At 73.0% G+C, this 25,746-nt stretch carries 18 protein-coding genes; 10 read left to right on the top strand and 8 right to left on the bottom strand.

Going from position 1 to position 25,746, the window contains the following annotated elements; all coding sequences use genetic code 11:
- Positions 1-136: 136 nt before the first annotated feature.
- Both ACFFGY_RS19710 and ACFFGY_RS19715 read right to left on the bottom strand, forming a co-directional pair.
- Positions 137-4,201 carry a translocation/assembly module TamB domain-containing protein gene (locus ACFFGY_RS19710; protein ID WP_377046237.1) on the bottom strand — a complete coding sequence of 1,355 codons (4,065 nt, stop codon included), beginning with the start codon at positions 4,199-4,201 and terminating at the stop codon, positions 137-139.
- Positions 4,201-6,171 (bottom strand): BamA/TamA family outer membrane protein, encoded by a 1,971-nt coding sequence (locus ACFFGY_RS19715; protein ID WP_377046238.1) that lies wholly within the window; start codon positions 6,169-6,171, stop codon positions 4,201-4,203. Before ACFFGY_RS19715 ends, ACFFGY_RS19710 begins: the two co-directional genes overlap by 1 nt.
- 23 nt (positions 6,172-6,194) lie before the next feature.
- Here ACFFGY_RS19715 and ACFFGY_RS19720 point away from each other — a divergent pair, with 23 nt between their 5' ends.
- Complete coding sequence (locus ACFFGY_RS19720) at positions 6,195-7,349, top strand: amidohydrolase (RefSeq protein ID WP_377046355.1); 1,155 nt, start codon at positions 6,195-6,197, stop codon at positions 7,347-7,349.
- A gap of 85 nt (positions 7,350-7,434) precedes the next feature.
- Here ACFFGY_RS19720 and ACFFGY_RS19725 read toward each other — a convergent pair whose 3' ends face one another.
- Positions 7,435-8,400 carry an alpha/beta hydrolase fold domain-containing protein gene (locus ACFFGY_RS19725; protein ID WP_377046239.1) on the bottom strand — a complete coding sequence of 322 codons (966 nt, stop codon included), beginning with the start codon at positions 8,398-8,400 and terminating at the stop codon, positions 7,435-7,437.
- Between the two features lie 85 nt (positions 8,401-8,485).
- Here ACFFGY_RS19725 and ACFFGY_RS19730 point away from each other — a divergent pair, with 85 nt between their 5' ends.
- The gene (locus tag ACFFGY_RS19730; RefSeq protein WP_377046240.1) at positions 8,486-11,179 is read left to right on the top strand and encodes a bifunctional acetate--CoA ligase family protein/GNAT family N-acetyltransferase; all 2,694 of its coding nucleotides are present in this window, start codon (positions 8,486-8,488) and stop codon (positions 11,177-11,179) included.
- A 117-nt stretch (positions 11,180-11,296) separates the two neighbouring features.
- Here the strand turns inward: ACFFGY_RS19730 and ACFFGY_RS19735 are convergent, their stop codons facing one another.
- A complete protein-coding gene (locus tag ACFFGY_RS19735) occupies positions 11,297-12,175 on the bottom strand; it encodes a helix-turn-helix domain-containing protein (protein WP_377046241.1) in 879 nt (292 codons plus the stop codon).
- A gap of 225 nt (positions 12,176-12,400) precedes the next feature.
- A complete protein-coding gene (otnI, locus tag ACFFGY_RS19740) occupies positions 12,401-13,180 on the bottom strand; it encodes a 2-oxo-tetronate isomerase (protein WP_377046242.1) in 780 nt (259 codons plus the stop codon).
- A 292-nt stretch (positions 13,181-13,472) separates the two neighbouring features.
- On the opposite strand from otnI, the gene ACFFGY_RS19745 reads away from it, so the two are divergent.
- Positions 13,473-14,564 (top strand): AI-2E family transporter, encoded by a 1,092-nt coding sequence (locus ACFFGY_RS19745; RefSeq protein ID WP_377046243.1) that lies wholly within the window; start codon positions 13,473-13,475, stop codon positions 14,562-14,564.
- A 19-nt stretch (positions 14,565-14,583) separates the two neighbouring features.
- Here the strand turns inward: ACFFGY_RS19745 and ACFFGY_RS19750 are convergent, their stop codons facing one another.
- A complete protein-coding gene (locus ACFFGY_RS19750) occupies positions 14,584-15,063 on the bottom strand; it encodes a CreA family protein (RefSeq protein WP_377046244.1) in 480 nt (159 codons plus the stop codon).
- Between the two features lie 223 nt (positions 15,064-15,286).
- A complete protein-coding gene (gene ggt / locus ACFFGY_RS19755) occupies positions 15,287-17,092 on the bottom strand; it encodes a gamma-glutamyltransferase (protein WP_377046245.1) in 1,806 nt (601 codons plus the stop codon).
- Positions 17,093-17,161: 69 nt separating this feature from the next.
- Between ggt and ACFFGY_RS19760 the strand changes: the two genes are divergently transcribed.
- On the top strand, positions 17,162-17,539 hold the full coding sequence (locus ACFFGY_RS19760; RefSeq protein ID WP_377046246.1) for a YraN family protein: 378 nt from the start codon (positions 17,162-17,164) through the stop codon (positions 17,537-17,539).
- 80 nt (positions 17,540-17,619) lie between these two features.
- Here ACFFGY_RS19760 and ACFFGY_RS19765 read toward each other — a convergent pair whose 3' ends face one another.
- Complete coding sequence (locus tag ACFFGY_RS19765) at positions 17,620-19,119, bottom strand: YifB family Mg chelatase-like AAA ATPase (protein ID WP_377046247.1); 1,500 nt, start codon at positions 19,117-19,119, stop codon at positions 17,620-17,622.
- A 126-nt stretch (positions 19,120-19,245) separates the two neighbouring features.
- Between ACFFGY_RS19765 and ACFFGY_RS19770 the strand changes: the two genes are divergently transcribed.
- From ACFFGY_RS19770 to ACFFGY_RS19795, 6 genes are all read left to right on the top strand, one after another.
- Complete coding sequence (locus tag ACFFGY_RS19770; protein WP_377046248.1) at positions 19,246-19,965, top strand: DUF1028 domain-containing protein; 720 nt, start codon at positions 19,246-19,248, stop codon at positions 19,963-19,965.
- A gap of 95 nt (positions 19,966-20,060) precedes the next feature.
- A complete protein-coding gene (locus tag ACFFGY_RS19775) occupies positions 20,061-21,032 on the top strand; it encodes an ABC transporter ATP-binding protein (RefSeq protein ID WP_377046356.1) in 972 nt (323 codons plus the stop codon).
- An 8-nt stretch (positions 21,033-21,040) separates the two neighbouring features.
- Complete coding sequence (locus ACFFGY_RS19780; protein ID WP_377046249.1) at positions 21,041-22,147, top strand: ABC transporter ATP-binding protein; 1,107 nt, start codon at positions 21,041-21,043, stop codon at positions 22,145-22,147.
- Positions 22,144-23,694, top strand: a complete 1,551-nt coding sequence (locus tag ACFFGY_RS19785) for an ABC transporter substrate-binding protein (RefSeq protein WP_377046250.1) — start codon at positions 22,144-22,146, stop codon at positions 23,692-23,694. Before ACFFGY_RS19780 ends, ACFFGY_RS19785 begins: the two co-directional genes overlap by 4 nt.
- A gap of 45 nt (positions 23,695-23,739) precedes the next feature.
- Positions 23,740-24,687 carry an ABC transporter permease gene (locus ACFFGY_RS19790; RefSeq protein ID WP_377046251.1) on the top strand — a complete coding sequence of 316 codons (948 nt, stop codon included), beginning with the start codon at positions 23,740-23,742 and terminating at the stop codon, positions 24,685-24,687.
- Positions 24,684-25,580 (top strand): ABC transporter permease, encoded by an 897-nt coding sequence (locus tag ACFFGY_RS19795; protein ID WP_377046252.1) that lies wholly within the window; start codon positions 24,684-24,686, stop codon positions 25,578-25,580. The genes ACFFGY_RS19790 and ACFFGY_RS19795 overlap by 4 nt, the downstream gene beginning before the upstream one ends.
- Positions 25,581-25,746 lie beyond the last annotated feature (166 nt).

A 25,746-nucleotide genomic window follows, 5' to 3' on the forward strand; every position in this document is an offset into this window, starting at 1 on the left:
CGGTTCGATGGAACAGGCAGACTAGAACAGATCGCGTCCAAGGGGCAGCGCCCCCCGGGCTTCGATCCGGTTCCAGATTATCACAGGATAGAATGAACGGGACGGAAACCGCCGCTGGTGCTTCCGTCCCGGTTTCTCAGTACTCGTACTCGTAGGTCACGCCGGCACTCTGCCCGTCGGTGCCGGTGCTGCTCTCGACCTTGAGGCGGGGCGTCAGCTCCACCTCCACGCCCACGCGCGGCTGCCCCGTGGTCGCCCCCGGATCGACGTTCAGGTAGATGCCGTCGCCGAGATAGCCGCCGGCCTCGACGCCCAGCGCCCCGCTGCTGCCCGACCCGACGCCGAGACGGTCCAGCCCGAGGCTGCGCCCGATGCGGCTGAGGAAGCCGCCGCCGCTGCCCTCGTCGATCAGCCCGGTGGCGCCCGCCAGCACCTGCGCGATCTGCGCGATCTGGAAGGGCGAGAGCTGGCTGGTGGAGCGGCGGAACAGCAGCCGCGCCAGGACCTCGTCCTGCGGCAGCTCGGGCGAGGAGGTGAACTCGATCTTGGGCGCCGAGGGCTGGCCCGTGATGGCGATGTTGATCGTGGTGCTCTGCACCGTGCTGGTGGCCAGGAAGTCCAGGTCCGGGATCACCGCGCCGCCGAAGTTCAGGTTGCCGCGGCTGAAGTTGATGCGCCGGTCCAGAATGGTGAAGTTGCCGCGCACCATGCGAAGCCCGCCGTTGATCAGCGGTGCCGTGGCGAAGCCGGTGACGTGCAGCTCGCCCTCCATCTCGGCGTCGAGGCCGTGGCCGCGCACGTAGAAGCGCCCCGGCACCACCACCGTCACGTCCAGCGCGATCGGGGCGGAGGATGTGGCCGCCGCCTGCTGCGCCGCCTGATGGGCCTGGGCATTGGCTTCCGGCCGCGCCGCACGCTGCCGCACCGCCACCTGGCGTGCCGGGATGCCGCGGCCGCGCTCCTCGATCGGGCCGAGGTCGGCGACGCTGCCGGGCAGGCTGTTGGGGATGCCCAGCGTGGCGGTCGGGATCTCGATGCGGCCGGCGGTGCGAAGCCCGCTGCCGATGCCGCCCGACAGCGTCACGTCGCTGTTGAAGGTGCCGGTGAACAGGTCGCTGGTGACCGGCTGAAGCCCCCGCGTCGCCAGCGTCAGGTTGATCGGCTGCCCGGCCGCGAAGGGCTGCAGCTCGCCCTGGGCGGTCAGCGTGCCCTTGGCGCCGTCGGCGCTCAGGCTCTCGATCACCACGCGGTCGCCCTGCATGGTGATGCGCGCGGCGATGTTGCGCAGCGCCGCGCCGTATTCGAGGTTGCGGAAGCTGCCGCCCGCCAGCTGCGCGCCGCCGCTCAGCCTTGGGGCCGAGACCGTGCCGCCGGCCTGGGCGTCGATGGTCAGCCGCCCCGTGGCGCGGTTGGCGCCGGCCGCCAGCAGAGGCGCCGCGATCACGCCGAGGTCCGCGTTGCCGCGCAGCGTCGCCTGGATCGGCGCGTCGCCACCCGCGCCCTGCGGCAGCCGCGCCTCCAGCGTGGCACGCGTGGCGGCGCCGGCCTGGAGCACCGCGTTGGCCTCGATGGCCTGGCCGCGCATCCGCGCCGTGACGTCGAGGTTGGCTGCCGGCAGGCCCGCCGCCCAGGGGGCGTTGGTCTTGAGGCCCACGGCCTTCACCGTGCCGTCCACCGAGGGCGCGGCGGTGGTGCCGCCCACCGTCACGTCGGCCGACACGGTGCCGGCGATGGCGGGCTCGGGCACGAAGATGTTGACGATCGAGGCGGGCAGGGCGGTCAGCACAGCCTTCAAGTCGGCATTCTGCGGCCCCCAGGTCCCGGCCACCCGCAGGCTGCCGCCCGGCCGGGCGGCGAGGTTGAGGTTGGCGATCCGGATCGCCCCGTTCGCCGCCTGCGTCACGGTGGCCGGCGTGGTCAGCCGCACGCCGAGTTGTCCGCGCGTGACGTCCAGCGCCGCGAGATCGACGCGCCGTTCCTCGCCCAGCAGCGCCAGCCGCGCCCGGGTGTTCACCCGCGCCTCCATGGCGGTGACCTGCGCCTGAAGGTTGAGCGCGTCGAGCGGCCCTTCCGCCTGCACCGTGCCGTTCACCGGCGTGCCGGCCGCGGACAGGTTGTTCAGCCGCAGGTCGGCCCGCACCGCCTGGGTGCCGCGGGCATCGGGCATCCCGTGCGCCTCGAGCCGCAGCCCGCCGGAGAGCGGCGTTCCCGCCAGCCCGGAGAGCGGCGCCAGGTTGGCCGCCTGCACCATGACGTCGCCGGTAAACAGCTTGGCCGCGGTGTCGAAGCTGCCGCCGCCCTGGAGGTTCACCGGCCCCAGCCCGGCCGCCAGCTTCTGGATGCGCAGGATCGTGCCTTCCAGCACCGAGGCCGCGTCCAGGGTCAGCGCCTGGCCGTCCACCTTGCCGCGCAGCGTGGCCGTGCCGGTGGGCGGCGCGATCTGCGGCAGCGAGGCTTCGAGGCGCAGCCCTTCCACCTTGTGCCCCTGGGCTTCCAGCAGTGGGCTGGTGACGGTGGCCTCGACCGAGGGCGCGGCGGTGGTGCCGCCGACATGCAGGTCGGCCTGCAGCTCTCCGCGCACCGGCTGGCCGGTGGCCGCGGCGTTGGCCAGGCGGATCTGCGCCTTCAGGTCCAGCGGGTCGCGGTACTGGCCGGACGCGGTGGCGGTGAGGCCGGCGCCGGTCAGTTCCAGGTGCTCGATCTGGCGGAGGTTGCCGCGCAGCGCCAGCACCGGCGCCTTGCCCAGGAGGCCCGGTGCCGGTTCCGGCAGGCGCGGATCGTGCATCACCAGCTTCGCGTCGACCGTGGGATCGGCGGTGGTGCCGGTCACCTTGCCGTCGAGGTTCAGCCCGCCCCAGCCGATGCCGTCGGGCAGCAGCGTGCCCAGAGCCTTGGCGTCGCCCATGCTGGCCTGCACCGCGAGGTCCAGCGCGTCGCGGTACTGGCCCGAGACCGAGGCGTTGAGCCCGGCGCCGGCCAGCGTCAGGTGCTCCACCCGCTGCCCGTCGGCCTTGAGGTCGGCCGTCAACCTGTCACCCACCAGCGTCGGCGGCGCCTGCGGGAAGCGCGGGTCGGCCACCACGGCATGCGCCTCCACCGCCGGGGCGGAGGTCGATCCGGTGACGTGCCCGTCCAGCGTGATGCCGGTCCAGCCGAGGCCCGCCGGCAGGAGGCTGCCCAGCGTCGAAGCATTGTTCAGGCGGGCCGAAAGGCGGAGGTCGGAATTGTCGCCGACGAAGCCGCTGGCCTCGACGTGGCCGGGGGTCGCGTCCACCGTCAGCGCATTGAGCCGCAGGCCCCCGTTCTCGGGCCTGAGGTCCACCGCGAAGTCGCCGCCCGTCACGGGTTGCGGCAGCAGCGCCGGCGCCTGGACGTTGCCCTTGGCCTGCAACCCGATGCCGCCATCCGCCGGCAGCGCCAGCGTGCCGTTGATCTTCGCCGAAACACCGTCGCCGATGCGGGCATCCAGCGTCAGCGCCGCGCCGGTGGCCGGCCCGTCCAGCGACACCCGCGCGGTGGCCGGACCCGGCGGCACGCCGAGCAGCCCGGCGACCATGCCGCCCGCCGGCTCGTCGTAGTTCAGCAGGAGCTTGACCTGCTGCCCCGGCGCCATCGCTACGTCGGCGTCCAGCGCGCCGGGCGCGTCGAGGCGGCGTGCCTTGGCGCCCAGGAACAGCCCGTCCGCGCCGTAGCGCCCGCCGGCCTGGAGGTTCAGCACCGCCGCGCGGCCGGCCACGGCCTCGCCCAGCTCGATGCGCCCGACCTCGGCGGTGTCGAGCACCACCTCGACGGGCAGCTGTGGCAGCTGCGGCAGGAGGCTGCCTTCGCGCGGCTGCGACGGCGGTTCGGGCGCGCTGCTCACCGGCAGGCGGTCGAAGGCCACGCGGTCGGCCTTGAGCGCCGCGACGTGGACCTGGCGGTGGATCAGCGCCGCGAGGTCGAGGTCTAGCAGGGCATTGTCCACCGTCAGGTAAACGCCCTTCTCGTCGGCCATGGTGATCCGCGCGATCCGCGGGTGACCGGGCAGGGAGCCGCGCAGCCCGGTGATCGTCAGACCCGGCACGAAGCGGCCGGCCAGCCGCCCGATCGTGTCGCCGCCGCTGTCGGTGCTGGCCCAGACCAGCGCGCCGCCGACGAGGATCACGGGGAGCAGGATCAGGACCAGCAGGATGCCGGCGATCCACTTCAGGGAGCGGCGCATCAGAAGGCCTGCCCGATGCCGACGTAGAGGCCGTAGCCGCTGTTGCCGGAGATGTCCTTCAGCGGCAGCGCCACGTCGGCGCGGATCGGCCCGATCGCGGTGGCGTAGCGCACGCCGAGGCCCGCGCCGAAGGCCAGCGAGTTGAAGGAGGGGTTGCTGTTGGAACCCACGCTGCCGCCGTCCACGAAGGCCGCCATGCCGAAGTTCCCGTACACTTTCTGCCGCACCTCGATGCTGGCCTCGACCACCGAAAGGCCGCCGCGCGGCGTGTCGTTGGCGCGCCGTGGTCCGATGCGCTGGAAGTCGTAGCCGCGCACCGAGCCGCCGCCGCCCGAGTAGAAGCGGAGCTGCGGCGGCACCGCGAGGTAGTCGCTCGTGCCGACGATGGAGCCCACCGAGAGCCGGCCTGCCAGGATCGTGCTCTTGGAGCCGGTCACGTCGTAGTAGCCGCTGCCCGTGGCGCGCAGCCGCACGAAGGGATCGCCGCCGTTGATCGGGTAGATCGGCGAGACCAGCAGGTTGCCGCGCACGCCCTTGCTGGGGTCGAGGAGGTTGTCGGTATCCTCCCACACCGCGGTGCCGAGCAGCCCCACCAGCTGGTAGTGGCGGGTGGGCGTTTCGAACTCGGTGGTGCGGCCGACCTCGGTCAGGATGCCGCCCGACAGGGTCAGCCGCGGCTCCGGCTTGGTTTCCAGCGCCAGGCTGCCGGTCACCGCGTCGCGGTTATAGGCGAGCAGCCGTTCCCGGATCGCGGCGATGTCGGCCACCAGCGTCAGGTTGCGCCCCGCGATCCAGGGCGAGCGCAGGTTGGCGTCCACCTTGGCGTTGAAGGAATTGCCGGAACTGCTCTGGTCGGTGCGGCCGACCGTGCCCTCCAGGCGCAGCTTCTCGGCGCCGCCGAACAGGTTGCGGTGTTCCCAGTAGGTCGTGACGGTGGGGCCGTTGCGCGTCTCGTAGGCGCCGGTGATGCCGATGGCGTGGCGCGGCCGTTCCACCACCAGGAAGGTCGTGGGCAGGCGCCCTTCGTTATCCAGCGCGTCGCCGGTCTTGGTCCGCACCGTGCCGAAGACGCCGAGGTTCACCAGGTCGCGCCGGACGCGGTCGAGCTGCTTGGGATCGTACTGCCGCCCGTCGAGCTGCCCGGCCACGGCGTTGAGCATCTTCGGGTCCACCCGGGTCGCGCCCTCGACGCTGGGTGTGGCGAAGCGCGCGCGGGGCCCGGGCTGGAGGATGTAGGTCACCTCCATCAGGTGCGTGTCGTGGTCCACCACCACCCGCCGGCGCACCACCTGCGCGAAGGGGAAGCCGGTGTCCTTCATGCCCTCGGTCAGCTTGTCGCCGGCCGAGATCACCGCCTCGGACCGTGCCGGGTCGCCGACCTTGATGCCCTGGATGTCGCCGGCGCCGCTGATGTCGGCTTCCGGCACTTCCGGCGACACCCGCAGCGAGCCGATGGTGTAGCGCGGGCCCGGTTCCGCCCCGACCGTCACCGGCACCGGTCCCTGGTGGTGCGCGATGTCGAGCGCGAGGTTCGGGGTGTCGGGCGCCTTGCCGTCCACCAGCACCACCGGCTTGCCGTCGTAGAAGCCTTCCGCCCGCAGGGCGCGGGTGACGAGGTCACGTTCCTGCGTGGCGCGCGCCACCAGCCCCTCGGCCGTGGTCGGTGCGACGGTCTGCAGCCGGCGCAGCGCCGAGACGGTGCGAATCGCCCCGTCCAGCTCGCCGTTGCCGGTTTCCTTCAGCGTCGTCTCGTAGGGCAGGCTCGCCTGGTCGGAAGCTTCGGCCGGCGAGGGCGGCGCGCCGGCGGTGTCACCGCTGCCGACCGGCGCCGGTGCGTCGGGCGAATCCTTGGCAGCGGCGTTGGATGTCGCGTCGGGCGAGGGTGCCTGCGCGCGGGATGCTTCGGGTGGGAGGGAGGCAAGGAGACCAGCGGCGGCCAACAGCACGGGAAGACGGTGGAGTGGTCGCAATGAAACGGCTATCCCCTTTGCTTATGGACCAGGACCTCCTCGAGACGCTGACCCGCTGGCGACGGCACTTGCATGCCAACCCAGCCCCTACCCTGGATGAGGGCCCGACGGCTGCCTTCGTCGTCTCACGTCTCCGCGAGATGGGCGTGACCGAGATCACCGAGAACGTGGGCGGCCACGGCGTGGTCGCCACGCTGCGCCGGGGCGGCGGAAACCGCTCCGTGGGCCTGCGCGCCGACATGGACGCGCTGCCGATCCAGGAGGTCGCGACGGACCTGCCCTGGCGCTCCACGCGGCCCAACGTCATGCATGCCTGCGGCCATGACGGGCACACCACGGCGCTGCTGGGCGCCGCGGCGCTGCTGCTGAAGGACCAGAGCTGGTCGGGCACCGTGCAGCTGGTGTTCCAGCCGGCCGAGGAGGGCGGTGGCGGCGCCCGCTCCATGGTGGCCGACGGGCTGTTCGAGCGCTTTCCGATGGACCGCATCTTCGGCTGGCACAACTGGCCGGGCCTGCCGGTCGGCACGATCGCGGTGCACGAGAGCGCGGTGATGGCCGCGGGCCGGCGTCTGAAGATCACGATCAAGGGCCATGCCGGTCACGCCGCGCTGCCGCAGCTGACGCGCGATCCGATCGTCGCCGCCGGCCACTGCATCGTGGCGGCGCAATCCATCGTGGCGCGCTCGGTGGACCCGATGAAGACCGCGGTGCTCAGCCTCACCACGATCCATGGCGGCGAGGCCTCCAACCAGATCGCGGCCGAGGTGGTGATCGAGGGCACCATCCGCTTCATCGAGGACGAGGTCGGGCAGCTGGTGATCGAGCGCCTGCGCGACGTGGTGGAAGGGCTGGACCGGACCTTCGGCGTCCACGCGACGCTGGAGGTGCCGGAGACCGGCGTGGACGCCACGATCAACCACCCTGAGGGCCGGGAACTCGCCGCCGAGGCTGCCGCCGCCGTGGCGCCGCTGCGCCGCGACCTGGGCCCGGCCATGACGGGCGAGGATTTCAGCGCCTTCCTTCAGCGCGTGCCCGGTGCCTTCGTGTGGATCGGCAACGGCCCGGCCGAGGGTGGGCGCGAGCTGCACAACCCGCACTACGACTTCGACGACGCGGTGCTGCCGACCGCCAGCGGCTTCCTGGCGGAAACCGCACGCCGGGCTCTCGCCCAGGGGTAGCGCGCGGCGCGTTCCGGCGCGGCGGATCCCGGAGGACGGGCGCCGCTGTTCGGGGCCGCCCGACGCGCCGCCGTCCGCAAGCGGTTCAGGCGCCGGGAGTGCCGAAGCGGGCCCTGAGCCAGGCGCCCGCTTCCCGCACCGACTCGCCGGCCTTGCTCACGCGGCCCTGCGCCCGCAGGAAGCCGTGCACCACGCCGGGAAACAGGTGCCGCTCCACCGCCACGCCGGCGTCGAGCAGCCGCTGCTCGATCGCCTCGCTGTCGTCGCGCAGCACGTCGAGCTCGGCGATGTGCAGCAGCACCGGCGGCAGGTCGTGCAGCGAGGCCAGCCCGGGCGAGGCGAGCGGCCCGAGGCGTTCGGCCGGGTCGGGGGCGTACATCTCCCAGAACATGCGCATCCGCGCCCGCGTCAGGCCGTAGCCCTCGGCGAATTCGGCGTAGCTCGCGGTGTCGCAGTTCGCGTCGAAGCAGCCGTAGTTCAGCAGCAGTCCTTGCAGCGCCAGGGCGGGGGCCTCGTCGCGCAGCAGGAGCGCGGCCGCCAGCGCCAGGTTCGCGCCGGCCGAGTCGCCGCCCGCGACGATCCGGCTGCCGTCGAGCCCCAGCGACGCGCCTTCCGCCGCCAGGTGGCGGATCACGCCCGCGACCTCGTGCAGCGCGCGGGGGAACACCGCCTCGGGCGAGAGCGCGTAGTCCGGCGAGACCACGGCGCAACCCGCCGCCGCAGCGTAGGCGCGCAGCAGCCGGTCATGCGTGTCCACGCTGTTCCACACCCAGCCGCCGCCATGCACGAAGACCAGCACCGGCAGCCCGGCCTCCCGCACCGGCCGGTGGAGGCGGCAGCGCACCGGCCCTGCGGCGGTGGGCAGCGTGACGTCGCGGCTCTCGGCCATGGCGTCGCCACCGGCGGCGAGCGGCAGGTTCATGCGCTCCGTCCAGGCGCGCGCGCCCGCGACGTCGCGACGCGGGTCGGGCTGCGGGTCTAGGGCGGCGGCTGCCTCCATCTCGCGCGTGAAGCGCAGCATCTCCGCATCCCAGCGGCTGATCTCGGTCATCGGCGGTCCTCCACCCGCGGCGCGGGCGCGGAATCGCCCCGTTGCGCCGTTGCCATTCGCGGCCGGTGCCGCAAGTTTGTGGGCGATGCCAGCCGATGAGTCACCCGACCCCGCCGCGCCCCTCGCCGGATCGTCATCTCCGTTCCGGCCCGCCGCGCTGTTCGCGCCGCGCCGCGTCCTGCTGCTGGCCGATCCGGCGCTGCGGGAAAGCGCGGTGCTGGCCCGCAACCTGGCCTCGGGCGGCTTCCGGGGCAGCCTGCAGGCGCTGACGCCGGCGGACGGCACGCAGTGGGAAGGGCTGTCGCCGCTCCGCTCGCTCGACGACCTCGCGGAAGCGCCGGAGCTGGCCGTGATCGCGCTGCCGCCGGAGCGGATCGGACCGGCCCTGATGGAGCTCGGCCGTCGCGGCTGCCGGGCGGCGGTGGTGCCGGTGGCGGCGCCGGAGCTGGCGGAACAGGCGCGCGCCGCTGGCGTGCGCGCGGTGGGGCAGCGCTCCTTCGGGCTGGCCAACCCGGCGCTGGGCCTCAATGCCACGCTGTCGCACCTGCCGATCCGCCCGGGGCGGCTGGCGCTGCTGTGCCAGTCCTCGGCGCTGGCGCGCGCCGTGATCGACTATGCCGAGGCGCAGGGCGTGGGCTTCAGCCTGATCTGTGGCATCGGCGGCAACGCCGATTACGGCTTCGCCGGCGCGCTGGACTGGCTCGCGCGCGACAGCACCACCGGCGCGGTCGTGCTGGACCTGCGCCGCATCAAGAACCGCCGCCAGTTCATCTCCGCCGCCCGTGCCACGGCGCGCACCCGCCCGGTGGTGGCGATCCGCCCCGGCTCCGCCGCCCCCATCGCCTCGGCCGGCAGCGTCGCGGTCGGGCCGCTGCCGGGCAGCACCGCGGAAGCGGCGATGGACGCGGCGCTTCGCCGCGCCGGCGTCCTGCGCGTCGAAACCCTGGGCGAGCTGCTGGCCGCGGCCGAAACCCTGGCCCGCGTCCGCCTGTCGGCGCTGCGCTCGGGCGCCGAGGCCGACCGGATCGCCATCGTCAGCAACGGGCTGGCCAGCGGGCAGCTCGCGGCGGATGAGGCGGTGCGGCGCGGCGGAAGGCTGGCCGTGATCCCGGAAGCCGCGCGCACCATGCTCGACCTCGCCCTGCCGGCGGACTGGCACGGCGAGAACCCGCTGGTGATGCCGCCGGGGCAGGGGCACCGCCTCGCGGAAGCCGCCGCCATGCTGGCCTCCTTGCCCGAGGTCGGCACCGTGGTCGCGATCCACACGCCCTCTCCGTTCGAGGATGGCGAGGCCGCGGTGCGGGCCATGCAGGCCACCGCCGGGATGCGCGGCGCGCCGGTGCTGGTGGGCTGGCTCGGCCAGGCCACCGGCTCCCCGCAGCGGGCAGCGCTGGCCAAGGCCGGCGTGGCGGTGTTTCCGACGCCCGAGCGCGCCGTGCGCGGCGCCCTCCACCTCGCGCAGGATCGCCGCAACCGGGAATTCGCGGCGGAACTGCCGGCCTCCGACGTGCTGGAATTCGTGCCCGACCGTGCCACCGTCCGGCGCATCCTCGACGCCGTGCGCGCCGCCGGGCGACTGGCGCTGAACGAGGCGCAGTCGCTCGACGTGCTGGAGGCTTACGGCATCCCCACCGTCGCCCGCCGTCCCGCGCGCGACGCGAATGAGGCCGGCAAGGCGGCGATGGAGCTGGGCTTCCCGGTGGTGCTCAAGGTTCTCACGGCTGACCTGCCGGGCAAGACCGAGGCGGACGGGGTGCAGCTTTCCCTGCGCGACGTGAAGGGTGTCCGCACGGCCGGCGGCGCGATGCTGTCGCGCCTGGCGCGGGAACGGCCGGAGCTTCGCCTCGACGGGCTGCTGGTGCAGCGCCAGGCCGCGGCGGGCGCCGAGCTTCGCCTGCGGGTCGGCGACGACGCGATGTTCGGCCCTTGGATCGGCTTCGGCGCTGGCGGCACCGCGGCCGACCTCCAGCCCGACGAGGCGGTGGACCTCCTGCCGCTCAACCTGCCGCTGGCCGAGGCGCTGATCGGCAGCACCCGCGTCGCCCGCCGTTTGCGTGGCTGGCGCGACCACCCGGCCGTGCCGACCGAGCCGATCGCCCGCGCCCTGGTGCGCCTGTCGGCGCTGGCGGTGGACTTCCCCGAGATCGCCACGATCGCCGCCAACCCGCTGATCGCGACGCCGACCGGGGCGGTGGTGGTGGATGCAGACCTGCGGCTGCGCCCGGCGGGCGAGAACAGCATGCTGGCCATCCCGCCCTACCCGGCGGAACTCTCGCTGCCCTGGGCGTCCCCCACGGGCGAAACCCTCACGGTCCGTCCCATCCGGCCCGAGGATGCCGAGGCCCATGCCCGCACGGTGCGGGCCATGAGCGAGGACGACATGCGCTGGCGCTTCTTCGGCTCCATCCGCAACCTGTCGGCGGTGCAGATCGCCCGCATGACCCAGATCGACTACGAGCGCGAGATGGCCTTCGTCGCGGTGCAGGCGGTCGCGGGCGAGGCCGACCGGATCGTGGGCGTGTCGCGCATCGTGCGGCAGGGCTTCGCCGGCGACGATGCGGAATTCGCGGTGATGGTGCTCAACGAGTGGAAGGGGCGGGGCCTGGGCACGCACCTGATGCGGCGCGCCATCGACTGGGCGCGCGAGGTCGGCGTCCGCCGCATCGAGGGGCAGATCCTCCACGACAACGTCCCGATGCAGAACTTCGCGCGCAAGCTGGGCTTCACCCTGCGCCGCAGCGAGGACGACGCGCTGGACGCGCTGCTGGTGCTGGGCTGAGGCTGGCGGATCACGCCGGCTTGCGGACGAAGCAACCTTCTCCGCAGGCGGGCGTGACATCGTTCAAGCCGCTCCCATGCGCCGGCCCGCGAACGCCGGCACTTTCGCGGGGCGGCGTCAGCCCCCTTCGGCGGCCCGGATCAGGGTGCGGACGCGCTCGGCACCCGCCATGCCCTTCAGGGCGTCGCGCCACACCGTTTCGGCCACGCGCTGGTGGATCGCCACCGCTTCCTCGGCCCCGGTGATCATGCCCACGCCCACCGCCCCGAAGGGTGAGGCATCGGGCGGGAAGGGGTTCGCGCAGAGATGCGCGCGTTCCCGGTCGCGCAGCACCGTGAAGTTGCCGGCCGGGTCGCCGCCGGGCAGCAGGCCGATCTGCAGCCCCATCGGGTCGCTCTGCATCAGGTCCGCGATGTGCTCGGCCTCGGCGCGGGCGGCCAGCAGGCAGCGCGTGCGCGCGCGCTCCGACAGCGGCAGGTGCGCGCCGATGCCGTCCTTGAGCATCGCGCGCAGCGAGGTTTCGCCCAGCATGGCGATGATCGAGGGGCGGCGCTGGGCGTAAAGGCGCTTGCGCTGGCTGATCTGCGCCAGCGCCTGTTCCGCCACGCTGCGCGCCTGCAGACGCTCGGGCGCGGCGTCGGCCAGTTCCACGAAGGCCTCGGCGAGTGCGCCGTCCAGCGCGTCGGTGGTCACCTGCAGGCACAGCGCGCCGCCGACCTGCAGCATCTGGTCGGCCGATTCCTCGACCTGGCGCATCCGCTCGCCCAGCGCCAGCGGACGCGAGAAATACTCGACGCCGATGCCCAGCAGCGAGAGCGGCGAGATCTTCAGCAACTCGGCCAGGCGCCGGATCGTGTCCAGCTTGATGACCTCGCCCTTCTCGTAGCGGTACAGCGCGGCGCGCGACACGCCGAGGCGGGCCGCGATCTCCTCGGCGCGTAGACCGGATTCGAGTCTGTAGGCGCGCAATTGCTGCCCGATATCAGCGAACCGCATTGCCGTACCCCATTCTCCGTCAGCCCCGCTCGGTCGCGGGCACTGTCATCAGGACCCGGCGGCCGGCGCCGGACCCTTCGTTATAAGGTGGCCCAGCAACATACCGGCCGACCTTGTCGCAGCGCTACGCTCATGTCGAAGCGCCGCGGCCGCACGCGACCACGGCCCCCCGGCATGAGGCGAATCCTCACGGATTCGCGCCGGACACTTAATTGAGACTCTGTATCACGCGCGGTACGGCGAAAACCACCCCAACCCGTCGACCGTTCCGCCGGCCGGACGGTACTCGCACCCGATCCAGCCGCGGTAGCCCAGCGCGTCGATGCGCTCGAACACGAAGGGCCAGTTGACCTCGCCCGTGCCGGGCTCGTGGCGCGCCGGCACGTCGGCCACCTGCATGTGCGCGATCACCGGCAGGTGCTTCTCGACCTGCCGGCACAGGTCGCCCTCGGTGATCTGGCAGTGGTACAGGTCGAACTGCAACCCGACGCGATCCGCCCCCAGCGCCGCGATGATGGCCGCGCCCTGGTCGGTGGTGTTGAGGACGTAGCCCGGCATGTCGCGGTGGTTGATCGGCTCGATCACCGGCAGCACGCCCGCCGCGGCGCAGCGGTCGGCCGCCCAGTCGAGGTTGGCGGCGAAGCCCGCCAGCAGCGTTTCCGGCGCCACCCCGGCCGGCGCCATGCCCGCCATCACGTGCAGCCTGGGGCAGCCCAGCGCCGTGGCGTAGTCCAGGGCGCGCGGAAAGTTCTCGCGGAACTCGGCCCGGCGGCCGGGCAGGGCGGAGGTGCCGCGCTCGCCGTTGTTCCAATCGCCGGGCGGGGCGTTGAACAGCACCAGCTCCAGCCCTTCGCCGTCGAGGCGCGAGCGGATCTCGGCTGCCGGGTGCTCGTAGGGAAACAGGAACTCCACCGCCGTGAAGCCCGCCGCGCGGGCGGCGGCGAAGCGGTCGAGGAAGGGCACCTCGTTGAACATCAGCGACAGGTTGGCGGCGAAGCGGGGCATGGGGATGTTCCTCGTCGTTGCGCCGCGCCACCGCGAGAGGGCGACCCGGCGTGCTTGCCCCCGTGCATAGGGCAGCCTCCGCCCGGTGGCCATCCTGCGCTGGCCGGTGGACCGGCCAGGCTCGCGCATACTCCGCGGCGATGCGCGGCCGGTTCCGACGCCGGGTGGGGCCACGGCATCCGCACCGCCGGTCACCGGCGGACCGCATGAGCGAGCCGTCCGGCGCGACCGGGCTTCCACGGCCTCGTCCCCGCGGTATCCCTCCCGCCCGGGACCGGGCTAAGTCAGCGCCATGCCCCAAGAATCCTTCCGGCCCGCGCAGATGATCGGCGCGATCTGCCTGCTGGCGCTGATCACCGGCTGCCTGCTGGTGCTGCGGCCCTTCCTGTCGGCGCTGATCTGGGCGGCGATCCTCAGCTACTCCACCTGGCCCGGCTACCGGCTGCTGCGGGAACGGCTGCGCCTGTCGCCCAACATCGCGGCCGGCGTCATGGTGGTGGCGATGTTCCTGGTGCTGGGCCTACCGCTGCTCTTCGCGGCGCCCGTCAACGGTGAGGACGTGCAGCGGCTGCGGGCGCTGGTGCAGCGCGTCTCCGACGGCGGCCTCACGGGTGTCGGCACGCTGCTGGCCCGCGTGCCCTTGCTGGGGCCGACCCTGGCGGATTACTGGGAACGCCTCGACCTCGACCTCGCGGGGCTGTGGCAGACGGTGCAGCCCTATGTCGGCAACGTGGCGCAGGCGGTGCTGTCGATGCTGCTGGCGCTGCTGTCGGGGCTGGCGGAGCTGCTGATCGCGATCTTCCTGGCCTTCTTCTTCTTCCGTGACGGCGCGCGCATCGCCTCGGCCGTGGAAACCATGGCCGAGCAGATCGCCGGGCCGCGGGGCAGGCGGCTGGTGATCCTGACCGGCAACGTCACGCAGGGCGTGGTGTACGGGCTGCTCGGCACCGCGGTGGTGCAGGGGCTGATGACCGGCTTCGGCCTGTGGCTGGCCAGCGTGCCGCAGCCGGTGCTGCTGGGCGTGGTGGCGGGCTGCATCTCCATCCTGCCGATCGGCGCGCCGGTGGTCTGGATCCCGGCGGCGCTGTGGCTCTTCATCGAGGGCCGCACCGGCTGGGGCGTCTTCATGCTGGTCTACGGCGCGGGCGGCATATCCTCGGTGGACAATTTCATCCGCCCCTGGCTGATCGCCCGCGGCGCCGACCTGCCGCTGCTGCTGACGATCCTGGGCGCGCTGGGTGGCGCCTTCGCCTTCGGCTTCCTGGGGCTGTTCATGGGGCCGGTGCTGCTGGCGGTGGGCTTCACGGTGCTGCGGGAATGGGCGACGCCGGTGCAGCCCGCGGTCCTCCCCGCCGAGACCGCCGCCGTTCCGCCGCCGCGCTGAGCGGGCGTGGGGTGCGCCCTCAGCGGATCGGCACCACCGCCACGACGTTGTAGGGCGAGCCGTCCACCAGCTTCGTGGACCAGGCGAGATAGGTGATCACCCCGCGTTCCTCGTCGATGAAGCGATGGACGCGGGTTTCCTTGAAGAACAGGCTGGTGTTGCTTTCGAACACCTTCTCGCCGCGATCGCCGCGCTTCGCCGCGTCGGTGACCTGCACCGGCCCGGTGGCCACGCAGCTCAAGCCGAAGCGGGCCGGGTCCTCCGCCAGACCCACCATCCCCGACACGCCGCCGGTGCGCGCCTGGCTGACGTAGCAGGACACGTTGCGCACGTCCGGATCGTCGAACCGTTCCACCACCACGCGGTGCGAGCGCGTCAGGCCGAGGTTGGTGGCGGCGGTGTTGACGTAGCCGATCTCCTTGGTTTCCGCCGCCGAGGCAGGCAGAGGCGTGGTGAGCGCCAGCAGGACCAGGGGGGCGAGGAGGCGGGCGGTGTTCATGGCGAAGGGGAAGCGTTCGAGGGCCGCCCAGGTTTAGTTCGGGCGGGTTCGAAGGAGGCGGGATCAGGCGTCGCAAGGCCAGGCGGGCTGGGTTCGGTCCGGCTGGGTCCAGTCGAGTGGCAACGCGCCCGGGCATCTCGCCCGGCTATTGGGCCCGGGGTGAGGCAGGTCCGGTTCGGGACGCTGGCTCCGTCGCAGTTCGCGCGGCGACAGTACCTCCGGCTCAGCGTCCCGCCGGCTGGGTCAGCACCACGCCCTCGCGCCGCGGATCGACGCCGCCCTGCCAGCCGGTGGGCGAGAGCCACACGGCCTGCGATCCCGAAGGCATCGGCCGCACCTCCACCGCCTGGCCGCGCGCCTGGAGCGTGCCGCTCAGCGCCGCGGCGGGGGTGCCTTCTTCCAGCTCCACCGTGCTGCCCAGCGTGCCGACATGCGGCAGCGCCAGCGCCGCCTGCGGGTCGAGCTTCCAGTCCAGCATCCCCACGAGCGCCTGCAGCGTGTAGCCGATGATCCGCGCGCCGCCGGCCGAGCCCGCCGCGGCCACCAGCCGGCCATCGCGGTCGAACACCAGCGTGGGCGACATGGAGGAACGCGGCCGCTTGCCGCCCTCGACCCGGTTCGCCACGGGCCTGCCGTCCACCTCGGGGCGGAAGGAGAAGTCGGTCAGCTCGTTGTTGAGCAGGAAGCCGCGCACCATCAGCCGGGCGCCAAAGCTGTCCTCCACCGTGGTGGTCATGCTGACCGCGTTGCCGTCGCGGTCCACCACGATGAAGTGGCTGGTGCCGTGCTCGGGCTGCGGCGGCATGGCTGCCGCGGGGCGCCCCGCCGTGGCGGCCGGGCCTACCGCGTCGCGCCAGGAGGGGTTGCCGGCGCGCGGTGCCGTTGCGGCACGGTCGCGGTCGATCCCCTGCGCGCGGGTGGTCAGGTAGCGCTCGTCGATCAGGCCCGGCAGCGGCACGGCGACGAAGTCGGTGTCGGCCAGGAACTGGTTGCGGTCGGCAAAGGCCAGGCGCCCCGCCTCGGCGATCAGCTGCGCCGCGTCGGCGGAATTGGGTCGAAGCGCGCCGAGGTCGAAGTGTTCCAGCAGCCCCAGCGCCTGCGCGACCGCGACGCCGCCCGAGCTCGGCGGCGGAAAGCCGCAGACCCGCCAGACCCGATAGGGCGCGCAGACCGCCTCGCGCCGGCGGGGCGCGTAGCCGGCGAGGTCATCGGTGGTCATCAGCCCGCCGCTGCCGTAGCCGCGCACAGCCCGCGCGATGTCGGCCGCGATCGGTCCGCGCAGCAGCGCGGCGCTGCCGTCCTTCGCGATGGCCTCCAGCGTGTCGGCGAGCGCCGGGTTGCGCAGGGTCGCGCCCTCGGGCAGCGGCTGGCTGCCGAGCAGGCCGGGCGCGGTAAAGAAGGTGGCGAGCGCGCCGGGGTCGCGACGCAGCCGCTCGGCATCGGCGGCAATGGCGCCGGCCAGGCGGGCGGACACCTTGAAGCCGTCGCGCGCCGCCTTGATCGCCGGCTCGAACAGCTTGGCCCAGGGCAGGCGCCCGGACTCCTTGTGTGCCGCTTCCAGCATCGCGACGGCGCCCGGCACGCCGACGGAGCGGCCCGACAGCACCGCATCGGTGAAGGGTATCGGCTGCCCGTCGCGCAGGAACAGCGTTTCGTCCGCCGCGGCCGGGGCAGTTTCGCGCCCGTCCCAGGCCACCACCTGCCGGCTCCGGCTGTCCCAGCTCAGCATCACGGCGCCGCCGCCCAGGCCGGAGGACTGCGGTTCCACCAGCGCCAGCATCGCCTGGATCGCCACCGCCGCGTCCACCGCGCTGCCCCCGGCGCGGATCATCGCCATCCCGGCCTCGGCGGCCATGGGGTGCGCGGCGGCGACGATCGCCTCGCCCTGGCCCGCGCGGGGGCGGGCAGCGCCGGCCGTTGCCGGAGGTGCCACTGGGGGCGCCACGGGAGCCGCAACGGGGCCCTGGGCCAGCGCGGGCGGCAGCGGCAGAAGCAGCGCCGCCAGGAGCAGCAGGGTCGGTCGGCGCATGGCGGACTCCGCTCAAGGGTGATTCGGGCACCGGGACAGCACCAGTCTTGCCGGCCATTATGGCGCAGGATGGGTGAAGAGCCGAAAAACCGCGGGCGGAAAGCGGAGTCGCTGGGTCACCGCGCCGAAGCGCTGGCAGCCGCCGCGCTGGAAGCGGAGGGCTGGGCGGTGCTGGCCCGCCGGTGGAGAAGTGCTGCCGGCGAGATCGACCTCGTGGCCGAGCGCGCGGGGCTGCTGGCCTTCGTGGAGGTCAAGGCGCGCCCCACGCTGGGCGCGGCCGCCGGGGCGCTGGGCGCGCGCCAGCAGGCCCGCCTGCTCGCCGCCGCCGAGATCTGGCTGGCCGCGCACCCGGGTCACGGCGCGGCGGGAATACGCTTCGACGTCGTGGTGGTGGACGCCGCCGGCCGCTTGCGCCGGGTGGCGGATGCCTTTCGCCTGGGGGACTGACGGCTGGGGAACTGCAACTGGACGACTGAGGATTGGCCAGGCGGGTGACTTCGCGACGGCGTGGGGCGCGCTCCGCGGCGTCAGCGTTGCCGGTAGGCCAGCGCCTCGGCCACGTGTGCCCGCTCGACCGCCGCTTCGCCCGCCAGGTCGGCGATGGAGCGCGCCACGCGCAGCGTCCGCACGAAGCCGCGGTTCGACAGCCGGAGCCGTTCCACCGCCTGCTCGGCCAGGGTCATCGCGTCCGCCGAAATGCTCGGCTGCAGGGCGGCGATCGGTGCTTCGGCGTTGGTGCGCGGCCCGTCCTCGCCCCAGCGCACCCGCTGCCGCTCCCGCGCGGCGGCGACGCGCGCGGCCACCGCGGCGCTGGGCTCACCGGCCGGGGCGCGGGACAGTTCGGTCGCCGGGATCGGCTGCACCCCCACCACCATGTCCAGCCGGTCCAGCACCGGGCCGGACAGCTTGGCGCGGTAGTCCTCGCCACAGCGGGGCGCCCGGCCGCATTCCCGCCCAGCCTCGCCCAGGTGGCCGCAGCGGCAGGGGTTCATCGCCGCCACCAGCTGCACCCGCGCCGGGTAGGTGACGTGGGCGGCGACGCGGCTGACCACGACCTCACCCGATTCCAGCGGCTGGCGCAGCGCTTCCAGCGCCGGCCGGGGGAATTCCGGCAGCTCATCCAGGAACAGCACGCCGCGATGCGCCAGGGTGATCTCGCCCGGCCGGCCGCGCGGGCCGCCGCCGGTCAGCGCCGCCTGCGACGCCGAGTGGTGCGGGTTGCGGAAGGGCGGGCGGCTGCTGAGCACGTTGCCCAGCGGCAGCCCGGCGACGGAGCGGATGGTGCTGACCTCCAGCGCCTCACGCTGTGTCAGCGGCGGCAGGATGCCGGCCATCCGCTCCGCCAGCATCGACTTGCCGGCGCCCGGCGGGCCCACGAACAGGAGGTTGTGCGACCCCGCGGCCGCGACCTCCAGTGCCCGCTTGGCGCTTTCCTGGCCGCGCACCTCCGACAGGCAGGGACCGTCCGCCCGGGCTTCCGGTGCCGCGACGGGCCGCGCCGGGGGCGAAAGAATCTGCCGCCCCTGGAAATGCGCGATCAGCACGCGCAGGTCGTCGGCCGCCAGGATCTCGGCATCCGCCGCCCAGGCCGCTTCCGCCGCCTGCGCTTTCGGGCACACCAGCCCCAGCCCGAGCCGCCCCGCCTCCAGCGCCGCCAGCAGGATGCCCGTGGTCGGCCCGATCGCCCCGTCCAGCGCCAGCTCGCCCAGCGCGGCGTAGCCGATCACCTCGGCGGGCGGGATGACCTCCATCGCGGCCAGCAGCGACAGCGCGATGGGCAGGTCGAAATGCGTGCCCTCCTTGGGCAGGTCGGCCGGGGCCAGGTTCACCAGCACGCGCCGTGGCGGCAGGCTCAGCCCGAGCGAGGAGAACACGGCGCGCACCCGCTCACGGCTCTCGGCCACCGCCTTGTTGGGCATGCCCACCACGGTGAAGCCCGGCAGGCCCGGCGCCACCTGCACCTGCACTTCCACGGGAATGGCCTCGATGCCGCTGAAGGCGAAGGTCGAGACTCGGGCGATGGTCATGCACGTGAGGCTAGAGGCGCGCCCGCCGGTGCTCAACGTCGCCACTCCGCCTCTCACCGGGGCCGGTAGCGTACCAAGGCGGGCTGGGGGCTGCTTCACGGCACGATTCATGCAAGCATGACTGCCATGACATGGAGCATCCTCGCCCGCGATCCTGCCACGGGCGAACTCGGCGCGGCGGTGGCGACGAAGTTCTTCGCCGTCGGCGCCCTTTGCCTGCGAACCGAAGGCGGCACCGGCGCCGTGGCGACCCAGGCCCTCGTGAACCCGATGCTGGGCCTTCGCGCCATCGAGCGGCTGCGTGCCGGCGAAGCGCCCGAGGCCGTCGGCGCCGCGCTGCTGCGCGACGATGCCGGGCGTGAAACCAGGCAGCTGCACATGATCGCGGCGGATGGTGCCTCGTTCCGGCACACCGGCGCGGAATGCGTGGACTGGGCCGGGCATCTCGACGGTGCCGACGTGTCGGTGGCCGGCAACATGCTGGCGGGACCGGGCGTGATCTGGGCCACCCGCGACGCCTTCCGCGCCTCCGCCGGGCAGCCGCTGGCGCTGCGCCTGATCGCGGCGCTGGAGGCCGGCGAGGCCGCGGGCGGCGACAAGCGCGGGCGGCAGTCCGCGGCGCTTCAGGTCACCAGCCGCGATCCTTATCCGGACCTCGACCTCCGGGTGGACGACCATCCCGACCCGCTGGCGGAGCTGCGCCGCCTCCATGCCGTGGCCGGGCAGCACTTCACCCAGTACCGGCCCTTCCTGGCCGGCCGCGACCATCCCGGCGTATTCGACCGCGCCGTCATCAACGCCGCCATCGCGCGCGGGACCGCCGCCGCCGGAGACAAGGCGCCTTGACCACCATCGCCCGCCCCGCCGGCGGCAGCACCTCCGCGGCGGTCGCCCCGGGCCATGCCAACCCGACCCACCCCGAGCCCGGCGCCCGCCCGGCGCTGGAGGTGATCGACCTCGCCCTGACCTTCCGCACCGAGCGGGGCCCCTTGCGCGTGCTGGACGGCGTGTCCTTCAGCCTCCAGCCCGGGCGCACCGTGGCGCTGGTGGGCGAGAGCGGCTGCGGCAAGTCCGTCACCTCGCTCGCGGTGATGGGCCTGCTGCCGCCCTCCGCCACGGTCACCGGTACCATCCGCCTTGAGGGGCGCGAGATCGCGGAACTGCCGCCCGATCAGCGCCGCAAGCTTCGCGGCGGCGACCTGGCGATGATCTTTCAGGAGCCGATGACCTCGCTGAACCCGGCCTTCACGGTGGGCGAGCAGGTGGCCGAGGCGCTTCGCCTCCATCGCGGGCTGTCGGGCGACGCCGCCATGATGGCCGCGGTGCGGATGCTGGAATCGGTGCGTATCCCCGAGGCCGGGCGCCGCGCGCGGCAGTACCCGCACCAGCTTTCGGGCGGCATGCGGCAGCGCGTGATGATCGCCATGGCGCTGGCCTGCGAGCCGCGCGTGCTGATCGCCGACGAACCGACCACTGCCCTGGACGTCACGGTGCAGGCGCAGATCCTGACCCTGCTCGATGAGATGCGCGCCCGCACGGGTGCCGCGACGCTGCTGATCACCCACGACCTCGGCGTGGTGGCCGACCACGCGGACCAGGTGGTGGTGATGTATGCCGGCCGTGTCGCCGAGAGCGGCCCCGCGGCGCAGGTGCTGGGCACGCCGCAGCACCCCTATACCGTGGGCCTGCTCGGCGCCGCCCCGCGCCTGGACGGGGAGCGGGGAGGGCGCCTGGCCACGGTCGAGGGCACCGTGCCCGACCTCGCCAACCCGCCGCCCGGCTGCCGCTTCGCGCCGCGCTGCCCCTTCCGCATCCCGGTCTGCGACACCCAGCCGCCGCTCTTCGAGGTCGGGCCGGACCATCGCTCCGCTTGCCACCGCGCGCCGCTCGACCAGCTGCTGGAGGCCGCGTGAGCGCCGTGATGACCCCTGCGCCCGCCCGTGACGGCGTGGTCGCGCAGCCCGGCGCCGAGGGCGCGATCCTGCGGCTCGAGAACGTCCGCCGCCACTTCACCGTGCGCGGTCCGATGGGCCAGCGGCGCGGCGCCGTGCAGGCGGTGGACGGCGTGTCGCTGCACGTCCAGCCCGGCGAGGTCCTGGCCGTGGTGGGCGAGAGCGGCTGCGGCAAGTCCACGCTGGGCCGGCTGATGCTGCGCCTCGATGCGCCCGATGCCGGCACCGTCCGCTTCGAGGGCCGTGACCTCGGTGCCCTGTCGGCGCGCGACCTGCGCGCGCAGCGGCGCTGGATGCAGATGATCTTCCAGGACCCCTACGCCTCGCTCGACCCGCGCATGACGGTGGGGCAGGCGGTGGAGGAACCGCTGCGCCTTCACGGCGACGCCACGGCGGCCGAGCGCCGCGCCCGCGTGCAGGCGCTGCTGGCCCGCGTGGGCCTGCGCCCCGAGCACGCCGACCGCTGGCCGCATGAATTCTCCGGCGGGCAGCGGCAGCGCATCGCCATCGCCCGCGCGCTGGCCAGTGGCCCCCGCCTGATCGTGGGCGACGAGCCGGTGAGCGCGCTGGACGTGTCGGTGCAGGCGCAGGTGATCAACCTGCTGCAGGAGCTGATCCGCGAGCTGAACCTCGCTTTCGTGCTGATCAGCCACGACCTCGCGGTGGTGCGCCACGTCGCCGACCGGGTGGCGGTGATGTATCTCGGCCGCATCGTCGAGGAAGGCACGACCGACGCGATCTTCACCGATCCGCGCCACCCCTATACCCGCGCGCTGCTGGGCTCGGTGCCCGGCGTCGGCGGCGCCGCCCCGCTGCAGGGCGACCTGCCGAGCCCGATCAACCCGCCCGCGGGCTGCCGCTTCCACACGCGCTGCCCGCACGCGCAGGAGGTCTGCGGCCGCGACGATCCGCCGCTGGCCCAGGGTGCCAAGGCCGGCCCCGGCCATCGCGCCGCCTGCCACTTCCAGGACACGCTGCCGCCCATGCCGCCCCTGCGCGAACACCGCGCCGGGGGCGAGCGTCAGGCCAGGCTGCAATCCTTCTTCAACCGAGCCGTCACGGGAACCGCCGCATGACCAACGAGATCACCCGCCGGGGCATGGGCGCCCTCGCCATGGGCACCGCGGCGCTGCTGGCCGGCAAGGTCGCCGGTCCCGCGGCGGCGCTGGCCCAGGGCACCAAGCAGCTCCGCATCGGGCTGCGCGAGGACCCGGACATCATGGACCCGACGCTGGCGCGCTCCTTCGTCGGCCGCATCGTGTTCTGCTCGCTGTGCGACAAGCTGTTCGACGTGAACGAGAAGCTGGAGATCGTTCCGCAGCTCGCCACCGGCTACAAGTACGAGGACCCGAAGACCCTCCTCATCACGCTGCGTGAGGGCGTGAAGTTCCACGACGGTGAGACCATGGATGCCGAGGCGGTGCGCTACTCGCTGATGCGCCACCTCACCATGTCCGGCTCCTTCCGCAAGGGCGAGATCGGCATCATGGACACGGTCGAGGTGGTGGACCCCAAGACCGTGCGCATCCGCCTCAAGGCGCCCTCCGCCCCGTTCATCTCGCAGCTCACCGACCGCGCCGGCATGATCATCTCGCCCAAGGCGGCCGAGGCGGCGGGCAAGGATTTCGGCGCCAAGCCCGTGGGCACCGGCCCCTTCCGCTTCGTGGAGCGCGTGGCGCAGGACCGCATCGTGGTGGAGCGCTTCCCCGACTACTGGGACAAGGGTCGCATCTTCCTCGACCGCATCACCTACCAGGTGATCGTGGACAGCACCGTGCGCCTGGCCAACCTGCGCGCCGGCACGCTGGACCTGATCGAGAACGTGTCGCCCACCGACGTGAAGGACCTCAAGGACGACCGGCGCATCAAGCTCGAGATCGGCGACGGGCTCGGCTACAACGGCATCACGGTCAACCAGAACAACGGCGAGCAGTCCAAGACGCCGATCGGCCAGGACGCCCGCGTGCGCGAGGCCTTCGACCTCGCCATCGACCGCGAAGCGCTGATCCAGGTGGTCTACGAGGGGATGTTCACCCCGGCGACCCAGGCCGTGGCGCCGGCCTCGCCCTACCATGACAGCAGCCGCAAGGTGGTGAAGCGCGACGTGGCACGGGCCAAGGCGCTGCTCGCCGAGGCCAAGGTTCCCACGCCCTACAAGGTGGAGATCATGGTGGCCAACAGCCCCGAGATCCGCCAGTCGGCCGAGGTCATCCAGTCCATGGTGGCCGAGGCGGGCTTCGACCTGCAGATCAAGGCGGTGGAATTCGCCTCCGGCCTGCAGGCCGCGGTGCGCGGCGAGTTCCAGCTCTACATGAGCGCCTGGTCCGGCCGCCCCGATCCGGACGGCAACACCTGGGCCTTCATGCACAGCAAGGGGCCGCAGAACGACGGCCGCTACAACAGCCCCGAGACCGACCGCATCCTCGACGCCCAGCGCGAGGAAACCGACCCCGAGAAGCGCAAGGAGCTGTTCCGGCAGCTCTGGGCGCAGGCGCTCGATAAGGACCACTTCCGGTCCTACCTGTGGTACCTGAAGAACATCGTGGCCCATTCGCCCAAGCTCCAGGGCTTCCGGCCGATGCCGGACGGGATGATCCGGGTTCAAGACCTCAAGGTTGGGTAAGGAAGTAAGATAGTAAGATAGTAAGATAGTAAGGATTATCGGCCGATGCTGGGCTGGCTCCTGCGGCGACTGGGACAGGTCGTTCCCACACTTCTGATCCTCAGCATGCTGGTTTTCGGCCTCCAGCAGCTGATGCCGGGCGACCCGGCGCTGATCCTGGCGGGCGAGGAGCGGGGCGACCCGCAGGTCCTCGCCCAGATCCGCTCCGAGCTGATGCTGGACCAGCCCATCCCGGTCCAGTACGGCGCCTGGCTGGGCCGGCTGCTGCAGGGTGACCTCGGCTTTTCCTGGCGCATCCGGGAGCCCGTGCTGCACCTGATCCTGCAGAAGCTGCCGGTGACGCTGCAGCTGGGCGTGATGGCCTTTATCATCGCGGTGGTGATCGGCGTGCCGCTGGGTGTCGTCTCCGCCGTGCGGCGCGACAAGCCGGCCGACTGGATCAGCAACGCCGTGGCGCTGGCGGGCATCTCCACGCCCAACTTCTGGCTGGGCATCCTGATGATCCTGTTGTTCAGCGTGAAGCTCGGCTGGCTGCCGCCGTCCGGCTACGTGCCGTTGACGGAGGATTTCGGGCAGTCGATCGCCACCACGATCATGCCGGCCTTCGTGCTGGGCAACGCCATCGCGGGCGTGCTGATGCGCCACACCCGCGCCGCCATGCTGGGTGCGCTGGAACAGGACTACGTCCGCACCGCCCGTGCCAAGGGCCTGCCGGAGCGGGTGGTGATCAGCAAGCACGCGCTGCGCAACGCGCTGATCCCGGTGGTGACGCTGGGCACGATCGAGCTCGGCAAGCTGCTGGCGGGCGCGGTGCTGACGGAACAGATCTTTACCATTCCAGGCTTCGGAAAGCTGATCGTCGATGCCGTGTTCAACCGCGACTACCCGGTGGTGCAGGGCGTCGTGGTCACCACCGCGGTGATCTTCGTGGTGCTCTCGCTGTTGTCGGACCTCCTCTACATGCTCATCAATCCCCGACTGCGCGCGGCATGAGCGCCGGCCTGTCCACCATCCCCGCCGCGACGGCGAAGCCGGCCCGGCGCGACAGCCCGGGCCGCCGTGCGCTGCGCCGCTTCTTCCGGCACCGCCTGGCGGTGTTCGGCCTGGTCGTCGTGGTGCTGTTCATCCTGGCCGCGGTGCTGGCGCCCTGGATCGCCCCTTACGACCCGATCGCGACCTCCTGGACGCGCATCCGCAAGCCGCCTTCGGAAGCTTTCCTGTTCGGCACCGACGAGAACGGCCGCGACGTGCTGTCGCGCGTGCTGTGGGGCGCGCGCGCCTCGCTCGCGGCGGGCGGGTTGTCGGTGACGGCGGCCCTGGTGTTCGGCGTGCCGCTGGGGTTGCTGGCCGGCATGGCCGGCGGCTGGGTGGATGCGCTGATCTCGCGCATCACCGACGCGATGCTGTCGGTGCCCTTCCTGATCCTGGCCATCGCTCTGGCCGCCTTCCTGGGTCCGGCGCTGGAGAACGCGATGCTGGCCATCGCGATCTCCGCGACCCCGATCTTTATCCGCCTGGCGCGCGGCATGGCGCTGGAAGCCAAGTCCACCGAGTGGGTCGAGGCCGCGCGCTCGCTGGGCAACCCGCCCTGGCGGCTGGCGGTGCTGCATATCCTGCCCAACATCGTGCCGCCGCTGCTGGTGCAGGCGACGCTGGCGATCGCCGAGGCCATCATCGCCGAAGCCTCGCTGAGCTTCCTGGGCCTGGGCCAGCAGCCGCCGGCGCCCTCCTGGGGCTCGATGCTCAACGCCGCGCAGCGCTTCCTGACCCAGGCTCCCTGGATGGCGATCTACCCGGGCCTCGCGATCTTCCTGGTGGTGCTCAGCTTTAACCTGCTGGGCGACGGCTTGCGCGACGCGCTCGACCCGCGCGCCCGGGGGCGCTGAGGGGCCGCGCTGCCGACCCGGGCCGTCACGCCCGGGCGTTGAGGCGCGGCGGCGCCGGAACACGCGATGACCGGCGGCGGAGGCACCGGCACCCCGGCGCTGTTCCGGCATCGCGGATCACCCGCGATGCCTGGGGGCAGGATGCTTGAAGCGGGGGGCAGGGGTC

It is taken from the genome of Roseomonas elaeocarpi (assembly GCF_042433915.1).
Classification (GTDB): Bacteria; Pseudomonadota; Alphaproteobacteria; order Acetobacterales; family Acetobacteraceae; genus Roseomonas; species Roseomonas elaeocarpi.